Raw genomic sequence first — 17,349 nt, 5'->3', positions numbered from 1 at the left:
GACCGCACAACTCGATAAATACCCCTATGTAAGGTACGAAAATGCAAGACCATATCGACTTCGTTGTCAGCCAGTGGGACAGCGCAATGCCTGAGCTGGATGTCTCTTCAATGAAAATTTTTGGCCGAATGTTGAGGGTGATGAAGCATCTGGGAAAGATGCGCACCCAGGCTCTGGCGCCGTTCGGCTTTCGCGATGGAGAATTTGATGTCCTTGCTACGTTGCGCCGCGCCGGTGCACCTTATTGTCTTTCTCCAACGCAACTGTATCGATCGCTGCTGGTCACTTCCGGAGCGATGACAAATCGCCTTAATCATCTGGAAGAGCAAGGGCTCATTGAGCGAATTAATGATCCAGATGACAAACGCAGCACACTGGTCAGCCTGACATCTCACGGGCAAGAGCGTATCGAACAAGCGCTGATCGTCCATACGGCAACGCAAAACGCGATACTGACCAACCTGTCCAAAGATCAACGGGCGCAGCTTGAATCGCTATTAAGGCAGTTGTTGCTGACATTTCCGGGCTGAAAGAATAGCGATCACTCCGCCGGGCAGGAGTCACCCCGACGTGGAATGGCGTCATGAATTGTGGAGCCAACAAGAGAAAAGCAGGATCGGACGTAGGCTCAGGGCGGCGGGAACCGGCGCGCAGACAAACCGTATCAACGCGTATGTCGATCAGTCCGGTCATATCCGGCAAAAGGTGGGGGAGGGCAGCGAACACCTGTCCGCTACCTGAAAGATCAAAACCCATTGTGCTGAGGATAATCAGACTGCCTCTATCAAGCTGCATTATCAGCGAACCTTGATGACAAGTTTGCCGGTCACGTGGCCTTCTGCACTTACCCGATGTGCATCAGCCGTCTGTTGCAGTGGGTATACGCCCTGAATAGGAAGTGTAAAAAGGCCACCGGCACAGAGACGGGCAATTTTTGCGAGGGCTATTTCCGGTTGTTCAGGCGGGCCGTGGGAAAATTTCGCGCCATATTGCTCTGCTGATAAATCCGCAACGGAAAGCACACGAGCGGGATTTCCGACGATGGAAATTAATCCAGGAATGACTCCTGATCCCGCAACGTCAATGGCAGCATCGACGCCCATCGGCGCTAACTGCGTTATTCGTTCCTTTAAACCGGGACCGTAAGTCGTTGGAATTGCGCCTAATGAGACGAGATAGTCATGTTTAGGGGAACTTGCTGAGCCAATAACGATAATGCCGCGCAGGCGTGCGAGTTGGACGATAGCCGTTCCTACTCCGCCCGCCGCGCCGCTAACCAGCAGCGTCTGCCCCGTTTCTATATTTACTTCATCAAGTGCGCGGGTAGCAGTATCAACAATAACGGGCAAGCCTGCGGCTACTTCAAAAGAGACTGCCACGGGTTTGGCCGCCCAGTGTGTGAGGATGGCTTTCTCAGCGAGGGTGCCATCGCCAAAACCAAATACCGCATCGCCGATGGCAACGCCGGAAACGCCATCGCCAATTTCATCAACAATGCCGCTCGCTTCCACGCCCACTGTGAGTGGAAACACAACATCTTCGAAGGCTTTATACTGGCCCTCTCTTCGTTTCCAGTCCGATGGATTCACCCCAGCACAATGCACCGCAATACGAATCTCCCCAGGCCCGGCGTGAGGAACAGGCATTTCATCAACGCGTAACTCATCAGGTCCACCGAAAGCGTGATAACGGATCACCTTCATCTTGTTACGATCCTCTAAGCACAAAGGATGAGAAAAAACAGAAAGGGAATTGACGGATAAAAGCGAGGTAGAACTTGAGTTTGACACAGTTACGCTCCGTTTATCATGCCGCTACCGAAGAGTAGCGATAAGCGCTCCCGCCATTGTATGGCTGCAACGCGGTTGATTTCGAAGACGCTGGTCAAACTGTAGGGAAACAGAATCGACGTGTACGCGATCAATTTAGCATCAGAAATGATCGTTTTTCGCGACATTCCGCTGAGCCTACTCAGGCTTAAATAGGCTGTCAATAGTGCCCTGGCTATTGCTTTTTTACGTCGTCAGTCGAGGGCGTCATTGGTATATCCTGACTTCTGTTTTTCGTTTTGAGCAGACATGCCATTCGCTGGACCGACTGCTGAGTGCCAGGAGCGGACATGCAAATACCCAGCATATTGCTTTTCATTGACCCTCTACCTAAATAATGCAATAAAATCAATGCCCCTTCACTTCACAGACTCATGGTAATGATGAATATGCATTTTCGTATTATTGTCCTACTGGCTGGCATTGTTAACTTAACCGGCTGTCTGGTAACACCCGGGGATGCATCTGATTTCACGTATGTCACATGGATTCAGTTATTCCAGAAAGTAGATTCTACGGGATGGACTAACATTCGCGAACGCAAGGAAGCTCTCTATAGCTGCGGTGTCGATCGCAAAGAAAATCTGGATGATAATAATTGGGGGCTAAACGTCATTCACCGCAATCAAACACTTCAGGAGCTAGCTTCACGAAATGACAAAATTTACTCATGCATGAAAAGCAAGGGCTATAAAGTCTATAACTTCACAGAGTGCGGGCCACTAAAAAGACCTACCGGACTTTGCCCTAATTAATGTAATAAAATCAATGTTTCTTCACTTCACTGATTCAAGGTAATGATGAATATGCATTGTCGTATGTGACTTGCTCCCCGTTGCTCCATACAGACTGATTTAGCAACGTCCGCTTCGTGCCAGAAGCGGACGTTGCTAAGTCCGCATTTCATTAAACAGCGGGGAACAGGTCAGGTCAGCTACTAATAGCTATATCATTCTTCGTTATTGAAATGGGGTCAGGAAGAGCAGAAGTGTAATTTATGCTGACAACAGCAGCATATTCAAGTGACATATCCCATTGTTCGGTGAAGAATCAAAAATCTACACTAGAGGAAGATTGGTATATGTACAGCCTATATTCTCCAGTAGTACGCAAACTCTATCTCAGGAGTAACTCATTATGCTTGATCATATGACTTTCCGCGTGACTGATATTGGCCGCGCTAAAGCGTTTTACAGCGCGACACTTGCGCCATTGGGCTACAGTGTATGCTTCGAAGGCAACTACGGGATGAACATACTGGGATTTGCTTACCCTGACTCCTCTGAGCCTGACGGTAAAAAAGCTGATGTATGGTTCATCGATGGCACATCGCCATACGGGGGCCCATCAACAACTACCGGTTGCCACCTTGCATGGCGGGCAGAAACTCGTGCACAAGTGGATGCTTTTTACCTCGCAGCACTCGCCGCTGGAGGAAAAGACAATGGTGCCCCAGGCCTCCACCCAGACTATCATCCAAACTATTATGGTGCCTTTGTCATTGATTTAGAAGGCAATAACATTGAGGCAGCATGTCACCAACCAGGATGAGCGCCGCTCAATGATTACGCTTGAATGGTCGGGAATTCAGGTTGCCAGAGGCGCCGGGCATATTTGGGGCACAGGAAGCGCGAATATGGATCTTCATTTGAAAACAGCGTGAGCACCATGCCCGGCTTCAATACTCGTTCAGCGTTTGCGGTCGATTTTGATGAACTGTATTCAGCGTTCCAGTTGACCTGCTCCTGGTTGATTATCACACGTCAATGTTAGTCCTATATCCCTGCGGTTATGACAAATGCGAACTGCCGTTCCTCGCTCATAACTGCCCTTTAGGGACAGCCAGTCAGGCAGTTCCGTGCCAGAAGCGGACTTCGCAAACATCACTGTTCAATAAGAAGGTAACAGGTCATAACGTATGTGCTTCATTGCTTGCCTTCCATCAATTCAAGCGTCTGCCCATCGGGGCTTTGTACATATATTACTCTTGTTCCCTGCATGGGTCCTGACAAGACTGTCTGAGGTCTCCCTGGCGTCTTCCAGCCATAGTCCGATATTTTGCTCAAGAGCGTATCAAGATTCTCGACCATAAACGCAAGGTGAGCGTAGCCTGGGATGTAGGGGGCTGAAGGCTCTTCAGGCTGTTCAATGTTATTGTATTGCAGTAATTCAATCTTAATGCCAGCCAGTTCAAGCAAAGCCATTCGTACATCAGCTCCCCTTGCGCCTGTTACTTCATCAATAATAGGTCCAGACATTTTTCCTTCGCGTAATAACTTTCCTCCGAGAATGTGAGTCCAGAAGAATAATGAGTCTTCAATATCTTTAACTGAAAAACCGACGTGATTAGCACTTAAGATCATGAGATTGCCAGCTCCTGTTGATTAAACGCGACTACGTTACAAGTCTGTATCTATCATAGAAAAACTGCGAATGTCCGCTCTTCGCTCAACGCGGCCCGCCAACCCTGCACAAGAATCAGGCTTAGTGGGCCCTTTTCATTATTTTCAAGACGTGACCGGATCGCTGACATCACTACCGATGTCTACCAGCAGATCTGACGGTGGAAACCCGCCACCACGAGATATTTACTGCTGTTGTTTGTGAAGCTCACGCTGCGCAAGCTGTAAGGCGAGTGTTTCGATATGCTCTGCCATTTCCCGGGTCAGTTCGGTCAACTGAGTATTTTGTTTTAGCAATTCCAGCAGTTGTGCCGACTGCTCCTCTGCGAGTATCTGGCGCTTCGTCATTGCGTCGTCCAGATCTTCGCGGTGTTGTGCATCCGCCAGCGCATGTGCCTGATCTCGCTCCGCCTGCCGGGTTTGTGCCAGCAGGATCAGCGGAGCTGCATAGGCAGCCTGAATACTGAACGCAAGGTTGAGGAGAATAAAAGGATAGGGGTCAAACTTCACGGCGCCTGCAACGTTCAGAACAATCCACACGATCACCGCGATAGTCTGTCCAATCAGAAATATAGGCGTACCGAAAAAACGTGCGAAGGCTTCTGCTTTCAACGCAAACCACTCGTCGCCAAAAGTATGTGTAATACCTTTCAAGGGGCGATATAACCGAAATTTTTTATCTGGATGCATATCAAAAACTTCCTGTTGGGGAGGTTGCCAGAATCGCCGAAACTTTTTATCACTGGGCACTAAAGCCCATCGTACGAAAGCATACTTTACGTATGTTATACGTTGGCTAAAGCGACTGTACAAAGCATATCAACCCAGTGACGCCGTCCAGTCACTATGAAGGTTCTTGGCTAGCAAACTCGTCCGGAATGACCTGCTTACCATTGGTTATCACGCGCCATCAACTGTGGGATAAAGTGCCAACATCCGCTTTTCGCTCTTAGCCCCTATGCACTTCACTCAGCGTTAACACAGGCCCACATATAGTGATTGTCAACGCCTTCAACTCGCTCAAAAATGAATCCTAAAGCGAGGTAGAAATCATTCGCCGGGCTCTCTTTCAACGCGATGAGACGGATAGCTTTACCAAGGTGTGTGGCTTTTTGCTGTATGCGTTTTACAACATCTTTTCCCACGCCCTTACCCTGAAATTTATTGTTGATATAGAAGTGATCCAGATAGAGGTACGTTGGGAAATCCCGTAGCACGTAAAATCCAACGATCTCATCTTGCCAACAGAGAATGAATGTCTCTTTATCCGTAAATGTCGCAAGGAAGCGTTCGCGTGCTCTGATGGGATCGAATCTGTTGATCGCCTCAAGACTCGGGCGCATGGCGTCAACGCGGAGTTCAGCCAGCATTGGCGCCTCATCAGCAATAGCAGGGCGGATATGTAGATTTAAGGGCAAAGTAACCTCGCATAGCGTCGGTGGTTTTTTACGCAGAATAGCACTCTCTCATCAGATGCCAGGCCACCCGTGTATTACAGAGTGAGAATGGGCCACGTGGTTAGGCAATCAAGAATGACATCATCAATATGCAGTGCTCAAAGTGACATAAAATTTTTGCTTAACAACATACAGCTCCCGTTAATACCTCAGCCGACCGGTTCAGACAGAGAACCAGCCAGCGGGATATTGCTCGCAGATGAACGCCACGAAAACCGTAACTTTGGGGCTCTGAAGCCGACGGGAGGTGTGCAGCACCCAGAGTTCAGTCAATGTATCGGCTTCTCCCCAGCACACAAGTTCACCTTTTTCCAGCTGTTGGCTGACAATGGAGTGTGGAAGCATCGCTGCTCCGGCACCCGCCAGGGTGGCATCCCGCACGGTCAGAAGGGAAGAGAGGCGCATCACGGGCTGTGGCGCGAAGCGACGCTGCCCGCTCTGAACGGTCCAGACCTCTCCGTCCGAATAGGTTGACATCACGATCGCTGGAATTTCAGTCGCACTTTGCGCATCGCCGACCGGCATCTTAAAAGCGGGAACCGCCACCAGAACCTGTTTATCCCTGGCAAATCGTCTGCCAACCAGCGCGCTGTTTTTGTGCGGGTTAATACGGATCGCGACATCAAAATGCTCATCCACCAGGTCACTCATCCGGTTTTCAGAAATCACTTCAACGTAAATGTGAGGATAGCGGCGGCGAAATTCGGTCAAAAGCCGCCCGAGAGCCAACTGCGAAAAAAGCAGTGGGGCCGCAATACGCAGCCATCCCGAGGGATTTGCCGAATCTTCCCGCGCTGCTTCGGCGGCTTCATCAATGTCACGTATTGCGCCGACGGTGCGTGACAAAAGACGTTCACCCGCCTCTGTGATTTGCAACCGCTGACCGCCGCGCTCAATAAGACGTACACCGAGTGCCTCTTCAAGCTCAGTCAGCCTGCGCGAAAGGGTGGCCTTCGGTTTTCCGCTGGCGCGACTGGCCGCGCCGATCCCGCCCGAGGCCGCGATGAGATGGAAATCTTTAAGCGCATTAATATCCATAGGTGTCTCATTTATGGAACAAACTATCTAAAAAATAGCATCTTCAAAGCAAAAATGGATCGCGATAGTGTTTGTTCACACCAATCAAACACCACGGAGTAAATACCATGACCATGCTGATCACCGGAGCAACCGGCCGCGTCGGCCGCAATATTGTTAACCAACTTCTTCGACGCGGTGCCGATTTCCGCGTTTTGACTCGTGATCCGACAAAGGCTGGCTTTGCCGACAATGTAGAGGTTGTTAAAGGCGATATGCTGGATATCGACGCCTTGCGCGCCGCTTTCAGGGGCATCAAGACGCTGTTTTTACTGAATGCGGTCGCGGGTGACGAATATACCCAGACGATTATTACCCTCAACATTGCCCGCGAGTGCGGCGTTGAGCGCGTGGTTTACCTCTCCGTCTTTGACGCCGATGTTTCCGTCAATGTGCCGCACTTCGCCGTAAAATATGGGGCCGAGCGCATGCTTAAAGAGATGGACTTTAGCGCCACCATTCTGCGGCCAACCTACTTTATCGACAATGAGGCCATGATTAAGGATGTGGTCATGAATCACGGTATTTATCCGATGCCGATCGGCGGTATTGGGTTGGCGATGGTAGACACCCGCGATATCGCCGAGGTGGCGGCCATTGAACTGCTACGGCGCGATCGCGCGAGCGGAAAACTGCCTGTCGAGACGATTAATCTCGTTGGCCCCGATACGCTGACGGGGGAGGGTGCTGCCGCTGTATGGAGCGAGGTGCTGGGCCGCGAGATTATCTACGGCGGTGACAACCCGGATGCGTTCGAAGCAAGCATGGCGGAATTTATGCCGAAATGGATGGCTTACGAAATGCGTCTGATGGCTGAGCGCTACGTCAGCCATGGCATGTTGCCGAAGGACGGAGACAGAGAGCGGCTGGTCACGCTTCTTGGCCGCCCGCTACATACTTACCGCGACGTCGTGACGGCACTTGCCGCGCAATAAAATGCACCTTCTCACACGCGGGCGTTGGCTTAGGGAAAAGCCCGCCTTTCGCTCAGCGTAGGGGAAGGTGGTTGAGCGATCCCATTCTGGCGCCTGAAAACGCCCGGTGGAACGCCGACATATTGCGTGAAGGCCACGTTAAAGGCGCTCGCTGACTGATAGCCGACGTGAAAGGCAATTTGTTCGATTTTCTCTTTGCTGCTCACCAGCGATTTTTTCGCTAACGACATGCGCCAGAAGAGAAGATATTGCCCTGGCGGCATGCCGACGGTCTCATTGAAAGCAGCAAAAAAAGCGGAGCGGGACATGGCGGCGTGGCGGGCGAGCTGCGCTATTGGCCACTCAACGCCCGGTTTTTCATGGATAAGATGCAGCGCGACGGCGATCTTTTCATGTTGCAGCCCTTTCAGGATGCCAGCCGTTTTCGGCAGATCATGATTACTGCGTAACGACTCTACCAGCAGCAACTGTAAAAGACGCATTAATACCCCATCACGGCCTGGCCGTCTGGCCCGGCTTTCATCCAGCAGGAGTTCAAGCAACGTGGCGAAACGACGTTGCCCTTTAATCAGGATCTCGTTTGGCAATAAAGAGACGATGAGTTGCTTATCCGGTGTATCGAATTCACAGTGGCCGACATACATGACCAGATCGGCTGGCCCGTTTGTTGCGCCAATTCTCACATACCCTTCGCTGATAATCGTTGGCGTTGTAATTTCAGTTGGGACAGGTCTGCCCGCGTTGGTGTTCTCGAAAGAGTAAGTTGCGGGTATCAGAATAAAATCACCGGCAACAAGCAACGTTGGGCCTTTGCCGTTAACGTTGATCACGCATTCGCCTTCCAGCACGGCGCAGTAAAAGGCCTCCCCGCCAGACTCCCGAACAATATGCCACTGCCCGCTCCCTTCAACGAGTTTTGAATGCGATGGCTTGGGGTTGAGCAGGGCAACAATATCGGTCAACGGATCTGACATTGGACTTTCTCTAAAGTTTACGGGACTTTTGATTATATATTGTCCTGCTGGTGGTCGCTATGATCACCGCTCTTGCCACCAAAGAGGATCACATATGCCTACTGTACTGATTACCGGTTGCTCTTCAGGTTTTGGCCTTGCCGCAGCAAAACTTTTTTTACAGCAGGGTTGGGAAGTGATTGCCACGATGAGAACGCCTGACCCGACAGGTTTGCCTGCAAGCGACAAACTGACGATTTTGCCGCTCGATATTACTTCTGCGCAGAGTATTAACACAGTCGTGAAAGCGGCGGGCGCGATTGATGTTTTGGTGAATAACGCGGGTTTTGGCGCACCTGTACCGGTCGAACTTACGCCGCTTGCCACCGCGCAGCAGTTAATGAACACCAATGTGCTGGGTACGTTGTCATTAACCCAGGCGTTTTTGCCGCTGATGAGAGAGAAGCAATCAGGGGTCATCATTAATGTTTCTTCATCAGTGACGACTCAGGCGATGCCGCTGATTGGCCTTTATCGCGCCAGTAAAGCGGCGCTGAATGCGTGGAGCGAGTCGCTCGCCATTGAAACCAGGCCTTTTGGTATTCGTGTTCACGTGGTGTTACCGGGGCGCTCCCCGGAAACGAAGTTCGGCGAGAATGCACGAGCGCATTTTGCAGGCATCGACGATCCCGCCTATGGGCAAATGGTGAGGGAATTTATCCAGAGAGTGGGAGAGAGCAACTCACCCGTGACCTATGCTGAGGATGTTGCGAATGCCATCTTCGCTGTTGCTCAAAATCCCGATGCGCCGCTCTACACTGCCGCGGGTGAAGATGCCCAAATGATGCTGAAAGAGGCGCAGCATCGTTCACCTTTCTCTTACTAATTACGCCGAACGAAAACGGGAGTCGCAAAGAAGGTCAAAGAGGGGATATTCCCCTCTCTGTTTTCGCAAATCACGCTGGCTCCCGTTTTCCACTTCTTTGCTGCGAATCAAGATGACCAGGATGTTTTGTGTGGCAGCGACCATTACCGGGGCAGTGGCCTGCACCAAATTTTAAAAAAGCCTTTAATTTTGACCCCGTGATCCTTTTTACGCTGGGCCAGCGTCTGGCGATGTGACCTTTTATGATGAGGTTCCGGTGCTGTCGGGGAATCGCTGTTCCAGCCGATGATACAGCGAATCGAGATTACGCGGATTTTTCCACAGAGGTTGCGCGGCGCGTAACAAGAGTGGCCGTGGGAAATAACGGATTTTCAGCGGGCTGGCGAATCCGGCAGCAACTCGCTCAGCCGATTGATGTTGGTTATGTTACTTGAGGGAAAGGCTGGCCGGCGCTGAAGACAGGCCGCCGGATCGCCGGATAAACCGGATACTGAGCCCGGCACCCGTGGCGAGGCATACCGCCATCGCCAGCAGTGCGACGATAAAGGCATGGGTGATATTTTCGCTGCTTTTACCGTTACCCAGCATGCTGTAAAAAATGCCGCCGATGACAGCGACGCTCAGCGCCGTGCTGATTTGTAATGCCGAGCTGGTCACGCCGGCAATCATGCCTGAAAACTCCGGCGCAACGCGGCCGGTTACCATCCGCACCAGCGTTGGCATCGCCAGCCCCTGGCCAAGACCGGTCACAAATAGCAGTACGGCGAGCGGCAGCATGGCAGGCGCGCTGCCCGTCAGCGTATTGGCAATTAACCATGCCAGGCCTGCTAACCCCGCGGTCTCGCATCCCATCCCGATTGCGCTCAGGTAATTACCGACAAAACGCCGCAGATAAGGCGTCAGCAACGGCCCTATCAGAAAGCCGACGCCAAAGGGCAGAAAAAGCAGGCCTGCGCTCAGGGCGTTTACATGCAACGCACCTTGCAGATACACAGAAAACAACAGAAAGAAGGCGGCGATGGAATAAAACAGCAACACGATCGCCAGCCCCTGGCCCAACCCCGGCGCGCGTAACACGCCCGGATCAAGCAGCGGCGAACCGCCATTCCAGCTAAGGTGACGTTCATAACGCCATAACAACGCGCTCAGCAGTGGGAAAGCAAGCAATGACAGCCACGTCCACCAGGGCCATCCTGCATCATGGCCCTCAATCAACGGCACAATCAGCGTACTCAGCGTGAGGGTTGCCAGCAGCATGCCAACGGGGTCGAGGCGCTGTGCAGATTGTGCCCGCGTTTCTTTCAGCAACGGCAAGCCAAAGAGAATGACCAGTAGCGCCACCGGCAGGTTAACGAGAAAAATAGCCCGCCATCCCAGTTGAAACAGGTCCGCTGAAATCAGGATGCCACCCAATACCTGGCCGATAACGGAGGCCAGGCCAAACACAGCGCCATAGATACTCAGTGCTAACGGTTTCTCTGCTTCCGGAAAAATGGCCTGCACGGAAGCCAGTGCCTGGGGCGCCATAATGGCGGCCGTGACACCCTGTAACATGCGTCCAGTAATCAGTACCCACGGTGACCAGGCTACACCGCACAGCAGCGATGCAGCCGCAAAACCGAGAAGCCCAAGAAAAAACATCTTCCCACGACCATAAATATCGCCCAGGCGGCCGCCGGTAATTAATGTCACCGCATACACGCCAGCATAGGATGAAATGACCAGTTGTTCAGCGGAGAAAGAGGCGCCCAGCTCGCTCTGAATAGCAGGCAGCGCAACATTGACGATAAAAAAATCGAGCGGTGGCAAGAATGCGCCGACCAGTAAAATGACAAACATTGCCCAGCGACGCGGCTCGGCTTGCGTGAGGCTATGTGCCGACATAGAACACTCCATCGGTAGCGGTTCCGTCCCCGGTAAGAGACGTTTTGTTATGGCAAAAAATGTGCTGTTAACCTGTTTGGGTGAGTGGGGAGAGGTCAGCGCATGCCGCCAGAGGCCAGAATCACCTCACCGGTGACCCATCCCGCGTCGTCTGATGCGAGAAATGAGACGATCGGGGCAACATCCTGCACCTGACCGATGCGACCGAGTGGCGTCTGCTGTTCATTCCATCTCTGGAAGTCCGAGTTCATCGCGCCCGCACTATGACTGCCTTCTGTTTCGATCAGGCCGGGGTTAACCGCGTTGACGCGAATTCCCTGCGGGCCAAGCTCGCGCGAGAGTACGCCGGTGATGGCGTCAATTGCGCCCTTGGTACCGCTGTAGACGGCGCTTTCGGCAATAAAAACGCGGGTGACGAACGAACTGATGTTGATGATGCTGCTGCCTTTACTGAGGTGTGGCACGGCTGCGCCAGTCAGCAACAGCGGGCCCAGAACATTGATGTCGAACTGCCTGCGGTAGAGCGCTTCGGTGCTCTCTTCAATACTGGCGAACTGATAAATACCGGCGTTATTCACCATAATGTCCAGACGCCCAAAATTGTCGATGGCCGCGTTGACCAGCGCCTCGACCTCTGCCTGGTTGGTGACATCCGCCGCGACCGCCACGGCCTGCCCACCGGCGGCTTCAATATCGGCAACGACCTTATCGGCGCCGCTTCTGCCTGAAGCATAATTGACGATGACTTTCGCGCCGTCAGCCGCCAACTGGCGGGCAATGCCAGCTCCGATACCGCTGGAGCCACCGGTCACAATGGCAACTTTGTCTTTTAATTTATTCATCTTTTCAGCTTCCTGATATCGCCGCGCGGGGCGGTTGGGTTGAGGAGGCTATGGTGATATCTACATAATTGTTTTGGAACTGACACTTTTGTATATTCGATGTTCATTTTTGAACGGTGAGACAATGGCATGGAGTGGAGCGACGTCCGGGTATTTCTTGCAGTCATGCGTAAGGGCTCTTTCGGCGAGGCTGCCCGAAGCCTTGGCGTGAGCCATCCGACGGTTGGGCGCAGGATAAAGGCGCTTGAGGATGAGGCGCAGCAGGCGTTATTTCGCCGGACAAGGGATGGTCTGGTGCTGACGGATGCCGGCGACAGGGTTATGACGCTGGCAGAAGCGATGGAGAACTCCGCGCTGGCGATGGAACGGCGCCTGGCAGGTAATCACGAACGACTAGAAGGGATATTGCGGATATCGTCAGCCGAGTGGTTTGCTAACTATGTTCTGGCACCTGTGCTGGTCGAACTGACGCGCCGTCATCCGTCGATTGTGCCGGAAGTTATCGCCAGCTACCGTTTACTTAATCTGTCGCGCCGTGATGCCGATATGGCATTTCGCATCGTTCCCTTTACCGAACCGGATATTGTCCAGCGTCGCCTGATGAGTATTCCCTATGCGCTGTATGGAACGCCGGAAACCGCGCATCTCGCGCAGCACAACCCGGCGGCAGTGGGGCTTATTCTGATGAATACGGCACAATCCCACTTTTCTGACGTTGCCTGGCTGCTCGACAGATTTCCGCAGTCGCGACGTGTGTTCACCAGCACCAGCCGGGCCGTTCAGGCGCAGATGTGCCAGCGGGGAATGGGGATTGCCGTGCTGCCGCGGCCTCTTGGCGATGCCATCTCCGGATTACAAAGCATTCGCATGCCGGAGCCGCCGCCGTCGAAAGATATCTGGGTGGGGTATCACTATGATCTGCGGCATATGGATCGCCTGCGGGTCATGCTGGATATCGCCGATGCGTTGCTGGCGGATCCCGCGACGCCAGCAACGTGAATCTGTTCGCCACTCGTCCGCTTCTGCTGTTGTGCCTGCGGATTTTATCCCTGATACGTTGGCAGGGATAGAAACGTTCGGATCTTCAATGTGTTGCGTACAGCCCCGTCATCTGAACCGGGGCGGAGCGAATGGATATTTATTGGCCGTGCGTAGCCATAAGCTGGCGGGAAGCACACGTCGAACAGCGATCAGAAACGATATGTCACCAGCAGGCTTCCCGTGGGCGATGTTTTTCGTTGCACAATCGGGCTATTGCGCGCATCACCCGTTAACTGCGTAACGCCCGCTGCGGCAACCACGCTCCAGTCCTGGTTGAACTTATGTGTCCAGTTAAGATTCGTTGACCAGGCATAAATTCCCGCTCCGGCGTCATATCGCGTAAACCCCGATGCGGCCGACTGGGATGCACTGACCCCGTAGTAAGTCTGCATATACTTGTCAGTTCCCCAACTGCCGGTCAGCGCCAGCGTCACGGAATTGTTCGATGAGGTATAGAGCGGGCTATTAATGCCGAAATGCAGGGCTGCGCCATTGCTTCGCTCCGAAACCGGCACCTCAGCCTGCAATTGCAAATTAAGCCAGTCGGTCACGCTGTACCCCAGGCCAAACACACCGAGAGCCGAACCTTTGATGTCGCCCATACCGCGCAAATAGTCGCTGCCGTCGCTGATCGAATCGCTGTCCACGTCGCGATCTTTACGGCCTGCGCGATAACTCAGTGCCGCGTTGTAATCGAACTTGCCGATGTTATTGCCGTAACCGATGCCCCGCGTGGTGCTAACAAAGAAACCATTTGCCATCGTGTAATCGAGCACCAGGGCAGTTGTGACGCGGCTTTTATCCGCACCAGAATAGCGTGGCGTAACATTCGCACCGCCGCCGAGGGTCAACGCGTTGCCCGGATCCTGTTCTGCCGCCAGTATCGGGGTGGCCAGTAACGCCAGGACCGCGCCCGGCAACATTTTTTTCAGGCTGCGCCCCGAAAGTGAAAGGGGGAACTTATGACGCAGTTTGATGTTTCTCATTAAAGAAGTCCTTGTGGATTCAAATGATTACGATACAAGCGGGTGTTAAACGCCAGAACGCTCATTTTGCATGCGCCCCCTAAAGTTCTCATGAGCCAAAAATGAAGAAAGAGTGAAGCAAGTACAGGCGCTGCAAAGCTGGTAGATTTCCTGATACCGTTTTTTTCTTCAGACGTTCTTCATTCACTGTTGATACCGTAACCATTGTGAAAATTCTCCTAATCGAAGACGACCTGGATCTCGGCAACGGCGTGCGTATTGCCCTTGCAGATCAAGGGTTTGATGTTATATGGGTTCGCCGCAAAGAGGATGCGCTGCATCAACTCGATGCCTGCGTGCCTGAACTGGTGTTGCTCGACCTCGGCTTGCCCGACGGCGATGGCATGAGTCTGATGGCGGGTTTGCGTCAGCAGCTCAAGGGCATCCCCGTCATCATCCTGACGGCGAGAGGTACACTGCAAGATCGCCTCTCTGGCCTGGACGCCGGTGCAGACGACTATCTGGTCAAACCTTTTGTTCTTGCCGAGTTGTTGGCCAGAGTGAGAGCGCTTGCGCGACGCAGTTACGGTTTTCAGAATGAGGCGATAGAACTTCGCGGATTATCGCTTCATGTGCCGACGCGACGCGTGACAGTGAATGCACGGCATGTTGATTTGACAGCAAGTGAATACGCGCTGCTTGAAACGTTGATGTTGCGTACTGACCGCGTGCTGACACGCAGTTTTCTGGAAGAAAGGATCTTCGGCGCAAAAGAAAATATGAGTAATGCGCTCGATGTGCATATGGGGAATTTGCGTCGCAAAATCGGCGACGGCTATGTGCGAACGGTGAGGGGCGTTGGGTATGTCATTGATACCGTACCCATTCATAAGGGGGCAGGTTGATGCGAAATTTTTGGCGCCACCTGAGAACCCCAACGTTCGTACGGCGAATTATGGTAGCCCAAATGCTACTGCTCACACTGCTCTGGTGTCTTTTTCTGACCTTCGTTTTGTGGGAGGACTTGCGTAGCCCCCCGATATTAACGGGCAACAAGACTTACGAAACCATTTTTACAGTGGTTGAGAGTATGGGCGATCGCCCACAGGATCGAACTCATGTGCTGGCTGCGCTCAGTAGGGCGGTGCGGGAAGATTATGGCGGAGGTGAAGATCCCGAACTCTCAATCAGCCTCATCGTGCGCAAGAATAAAGAAATAATTTATGCATCCGATGGCGCGCCAGTCGGGGTGACCAACACCAGATACGGGAAAATTGAGCGTATTCAGCGTGACGGTCGCGCCTGGACCTGCCGTACGCTCAAGTCCGGGAACTCTGACACAGAGGTCACACTTGTTACACCTGCCGGAGGCTGGAACTTCTTTATCTACCTGAACTCGCGTGGCTACTACGTCATGCCGCTGCTGGTATGCATTCCTTTTCTTTTGTTTCCTGCGTGGCTGTCAATCCGCATTGCAATGCGCCCCTGGAATAAGGTGGTCAATGAAGTTTCCTTACGCACACCGGACGATCTCTCGCCCTTAAAAGCCGTGCCAAAACATAGGGAGCTTCGCCAAATGGTGGATGCTGTAAATGGATTTCTTGCCAGGGTGCGAGAAAGCACTGAACGGGAGCGCGTTTTCATTGCCGATGCCGCTCACGAGTTGCGAACCCCGCTGGCTGCAATGCGAATCAATGTTGAGGCTTTGCAGTCCTACGTAAGCAGCGATAGCCAAAAAGAGTTGCTTGCCGGGATTATTCGCAGCAATAGCCGGGCGGCTCGGCTCGTCAATCAGTTGCTGCTGATGATGCACAGCGAAGCGCGCATTGACACGGTTATGGAGCCTGTGCCGCTGACGACGCTTATACAAGAGCGAATGGCTGGCCTGGTGCCGCTCGCTGCGGAGCGCAGGGTTGAGCTTGAATTCTACTCTGATGATGAAATCTGGATAACCGGTGTCAGGGAACGCCTGATGTCGCTTATCGATAACGTAATTGAAAATGCCGTGAAGTACAGTCCTGAAGGCGGGCGGGTTGAGGTGGATTTACGATCCTTAGATAAGTCCACTCAGCTACGTGTCTCAGATGCCGGGCCCGGCATTCCCGTTGAATTGAGGGAGCGCGTGTTCGATAGATTTTTTCGCGATCCCAATCAGATGCAAAGCGGGAGTGGGCTGGGACTTGCCATCGTCAAAGCGGTTGCGCAGCAACACAACAGCAGCGTAAGCCTCAGTACGTCTGCAGAAGGTGGGCTGATGGTTACGGTTGATTTCCCAAATCACAAGCCCGCCTGAAAAAACACAACGTTGATTCCGTCCCAGCGGAGGGCATCTACCTGAACAATGGAGTAAAAATTGAAATACGTTGCCCTGGCAAGCCTATTGTTTTCGCTATCACTCAGCGGGTGCGCTATTACCGTCAGCGAACTAAAAAGCAGCCAATCCTCTTTTGACGGCAGTTTCACGAGCAAGACAGGGCCTTCTGATACCTATCGAACCATAAGGCACATGGCAAGGCAGTGCCTCGAATATGAGGCATATTCAGGCAATCCGGTGATTGTATTAAGCGAGTTTGACAGCGAGCGCAAAAAAGGTGAGATCAATCAAAAGCTCCTTTCTCAAGGGTTATTGATTAACAACACGCTAATTGAGATAGAAAACCATGATGGCGACAAAGCGCAGGTCAGCCTGTACACAACCAAAAACCTCTTGAGCGCGGGCATCCGGTCGCCAAAGATAAGTGATATCAAGCGCTGGGCTGGCGGCGATAAAACGTGCTAGCACGGCACTCACGTATAACTCAGCACGATCGCGAAGCATCTCTGGTTATATGGCTTGTGCCACATTGATTACCACACCGCAATTTGAATAATGCCTTCACCAGAGGGGAGAACCACTGCGAACCTCCGTTTTTCGCGCTGAGCGGAGATGCCTGCTCCCGGCCGATTCTTTCGTGCAAGGAGCGGATATTAAAGACCCTATACCAACGCCTCGAATTCAGTAAGCGAGTTCAGGTAGCGTTGGACTGCTGACCAGCTCCCCGTTGATTCACACGGAATGCTGTTAGAAATGTCAGCTCT

Annotated in this window: 17 protein-coding genes; 8 read left to right on the top strand and 9 right to left on the bottom strand. The window is 52.6% G+C overall.

The genetic code is table 11. The features are described 5' to 3' along the window. The first annotated feature begins 41 nt into the window (after nt 1–41). Nucleotides 42–530 carry a MarR family winged helix-turn-helix transcriptional regulator gene (locus E0L21_RS22730; RefSeq protein ID WP_131413510.1) on the top strand — a complete coding sequence of 163 codons (489 nt, stop codon included), beginning with the start codon at nt 42–44 and terminating at the stop codon, nt 528–530. A gap of 267 nt (nt 531–797) precedes the next feature. On the opposite strand, the gene E0L21_RS22725 is transcribed toward E0L21_RS22730, so the two are convergent. Further along, complete coding sequence (locus tag E0L21_RS22725) at nt 798–1,703, bottom strand: NADP-dependent oxidoreductase (RefSeq protein ID WP_131413547.1); 906 nt, start codon at nt 1,701–1,703, stop codon at nt 798–800. Between the two features lie 1,263 nt (nt 1,704–2,966). Here E0L21_RS22725 and E0L21_RS22715 point away from each other — a divergent pair. After that, complete coding sequence (locus tag E0L21_RS22715) at nt 2,967–3,380, top strand: VOC family protein (protein WP_131413508.1); 414 nt, start codon at nt 2,967–2,969, stop codon at nt 3,378–3,380. 374 nt (nt 3,381–3,754) lie between these two features. Here E0L21_RS22715 and E0L21_RS22710 read toward each other — a convergent pair whose 3' ends face one another. The 4 genes from E0L21_RS22710 to E0L21_RS22695 form a co-directional block, all read right to left on the bottom strand. After that, a complete protein-coding gene (locus E0L21_RS22710) occupies nt 3,755–4,192 on the bottom strand; it encodes a VOC family protein (RefSeq protein ID WP_074773214.1) in 438 nt (145 codons plus the stop codon). A gap of 225 nt (nt 4,193–4,417) precedes the next feature. Continuing rightward, nucleotides 4,418–4,921, bottom strand: a complete 504-nt coding sequence (locus E0L21_RS22705) for a DUF1003 domain-containing protein (RefSeq protein ID WP_131413506.1) — start codon at nt 4,919–4,921, stop codon at nt 4,418–4,420. A 275-nt stretch (nt 4,922–5,196) separates the two neighbouring features. After that, complete coding sequence (locus E0L21_RS22700; RefSeq protein WP_131413504.1) at nt 5,197–5,601, bottom strand: GNAT family N-acetyltransferase; 405 nt, start codon at nt 5,599–5,601, stop codon at nt 5,197–5,199. 249 nt (nt 5,602–5,850) lie between these two features. Beyond that, nucleotides 5,851–6,726: a LysR family transcriptional regulator gene (locus E0L21_RS22695; RefSeq protein ID WP_131413502.1), complete on the bottom strand. Its 876-nt coding sequence runs from the start codon at nt 6,724–6,726 to the stop codon at nt 5,851–5,853. Nucleotides 6,727–6,833: 107 nt separating this feature from the next. Here E0L21_RS22695 and E0L21_RS22690 point away from each other — a divergent pair, with 107 nt between their 5' ends. Next, nucleotides 6,834–7,700 carry an SDR family oxidoreductase gene (locus E0L21_RS22690; RefSeq protein ID WP_131413500.1) on the top strand — a complete coding sequence of 289 codons (867 nt, stop codon included), beginning with the start codon at nt 6,834–6,836 and terminating at the stop codon, nt 7,698–7,700. Nucleotides 7,701–7,729: 29 nt separating this feature from the next. Here E0L21_RS22690 and E0L21_RS22685 read toward each other — a convergent pair whose 3' ends face one another. Beyond that, a complete protein-coding gene (locus tag E0L21_RS22685; RefSeq protein WP_131413498.1) occupies nt 7,730–8,674 on the bottom strand; it encodes an AraC family transcriptional regulator in 945 nt (314 codons plus the stop codon). A 94-nt stretch (nt 8,675–8,768) separates the two neighbouring features. On the opposite strand from E0L21_RS22685, the gene E0L21_RS22680 reads away from it, so the two are divergent. Beyond that, nucleotides 8,769–9,539 carry an SDR family oxidoreductase gene (locus E0L21_RS22680; RefSeq protein WP_131413496.1) on the top strand — a complete coding sequence of 257 codons (771 nt, stop codon included), beginning with the start codon at nt 8,769–8,771 and terminating at the stop codon, nt 9,537–9,539. A gap of 426 nt (nt 9,540–9,965) precedes the next feature. Here the strand turns inward: E0L21_RS22680 and E0L21_RS22675 are convergent, their stop codons facing one another. Both E0L21_RS22675 and E0L21_RS22670 read right to left on the bottom strand, forming a co-directional pair. Next, complete coding sequence (locus E0L21_RS22675) at nt 9,966–11,423, bottom strand: MFS transporter (protein ID WP_131413494.1); 1,458 nt, start codon at nt 11,421–11,423, stop codon at nt 9,966–9,968. 95 nt (nt 11,424–11,518) lie between these two features. Next, entirely contained in the window at nt 11,519–12,265 is a 747-nt protein-coding gene (locus E0L21_RS22670) for a glucose 1-dehydrogenase (RefSeq protein WP_131413492.1), read from the bottom strand. A 129-nt stretch (nt 12,266–12,394) separates the two neighbouring features. Here E0L21_RS22670 and E0L21_RS22665 point away from each other — a divergent pair, with 129 nt between their 5' ends. Beyond that, nucleotides 12,395–13,264: a LysR family transcriptional regulator gene (locus E0L21_RS22665; RefSeq protein ID WP_131413490.1), complete on the top strand. Its 870-nt coding sequence runs from the start codon at nt 12,395–12,397 to the stop codon at nt 13,262–13,264. A 191-nt stretch (nt 13,265–13,455) separates the two neighbouring features. Here the strand turns inward: E0L21_RS22665 and E0L21_RS22660 are convergent, their stop codons facing one another. Then, nucleotides 13,456–14,292 (bottom strand): MipA/OmpV family protein, encoded by an 837-nt coding sequence (locus E0L21_RS22660; protein ID WP_131413488.1) that lies wholly within the window; start codon nt 14,290–14,292, stop codon nt 13,456–13,458. 206 nt (nt 14,293–14,498) lie between these two features. On the opposite strand from E0L21_RS22660, the gene E0L21_RS22655 reads away from it, so the two are divergent. From E0L21_RS22655 to E0L21_RS22645, 3 genes are read left to right on the top strand one after another with little or no spacing between them, the layout of a single operon-like run. Continuing rightward, entirely contained in the window at nt 14,499–15,176 is a 678-nt protein-coding gene (locus E0L21_RS22655; RefSeq protein WP_131413486.1) for a response regulator transcription factor, read from the top strand. Then, nucleotides 15,176–16,564, top strand: a complete 1,389-nt coding sequence (locus tag E0L21_RS22650) for a sensor histidine kinase (protein WP_131413484.1) — start codon at nt 15,176–15,178, stop codon at nt 16,562–16,564. Before E0L21_RS22655 ends, E0L21_RS22650 begins: the two co-directional genes overlap by 1 nt. Before the next feature lie 60 nt (nt 16,565–16,624). After that, complete coding sequence (locus E0L21_RS22645; protein ID WP_235855281.1) at nt 16,625–17,050, top strand: hypothetical protein; 426 nt, start codon at nt 16,625–16,627, stop codon at nt 17,048–17,050. Nucleotides 17,051–17,349: the final 299 nt, after the last annotated feature.

This window comes from Kosakonia quasisacchari, assembly GCF_004331415.1.
Classification (GTDB): domain Bacteria; phylum Pseudomonadota; class Gammaproteobacteria; order Enterobacterales; family Enterobacteriaceae; genus Kosakonia; species Kosakonia quasisacchari.
The sequence above is the reverse complement of the archived record's forward strand: the minus strand, read 5'-3'. Positions and strand labels throughout refer to the sequence as shown.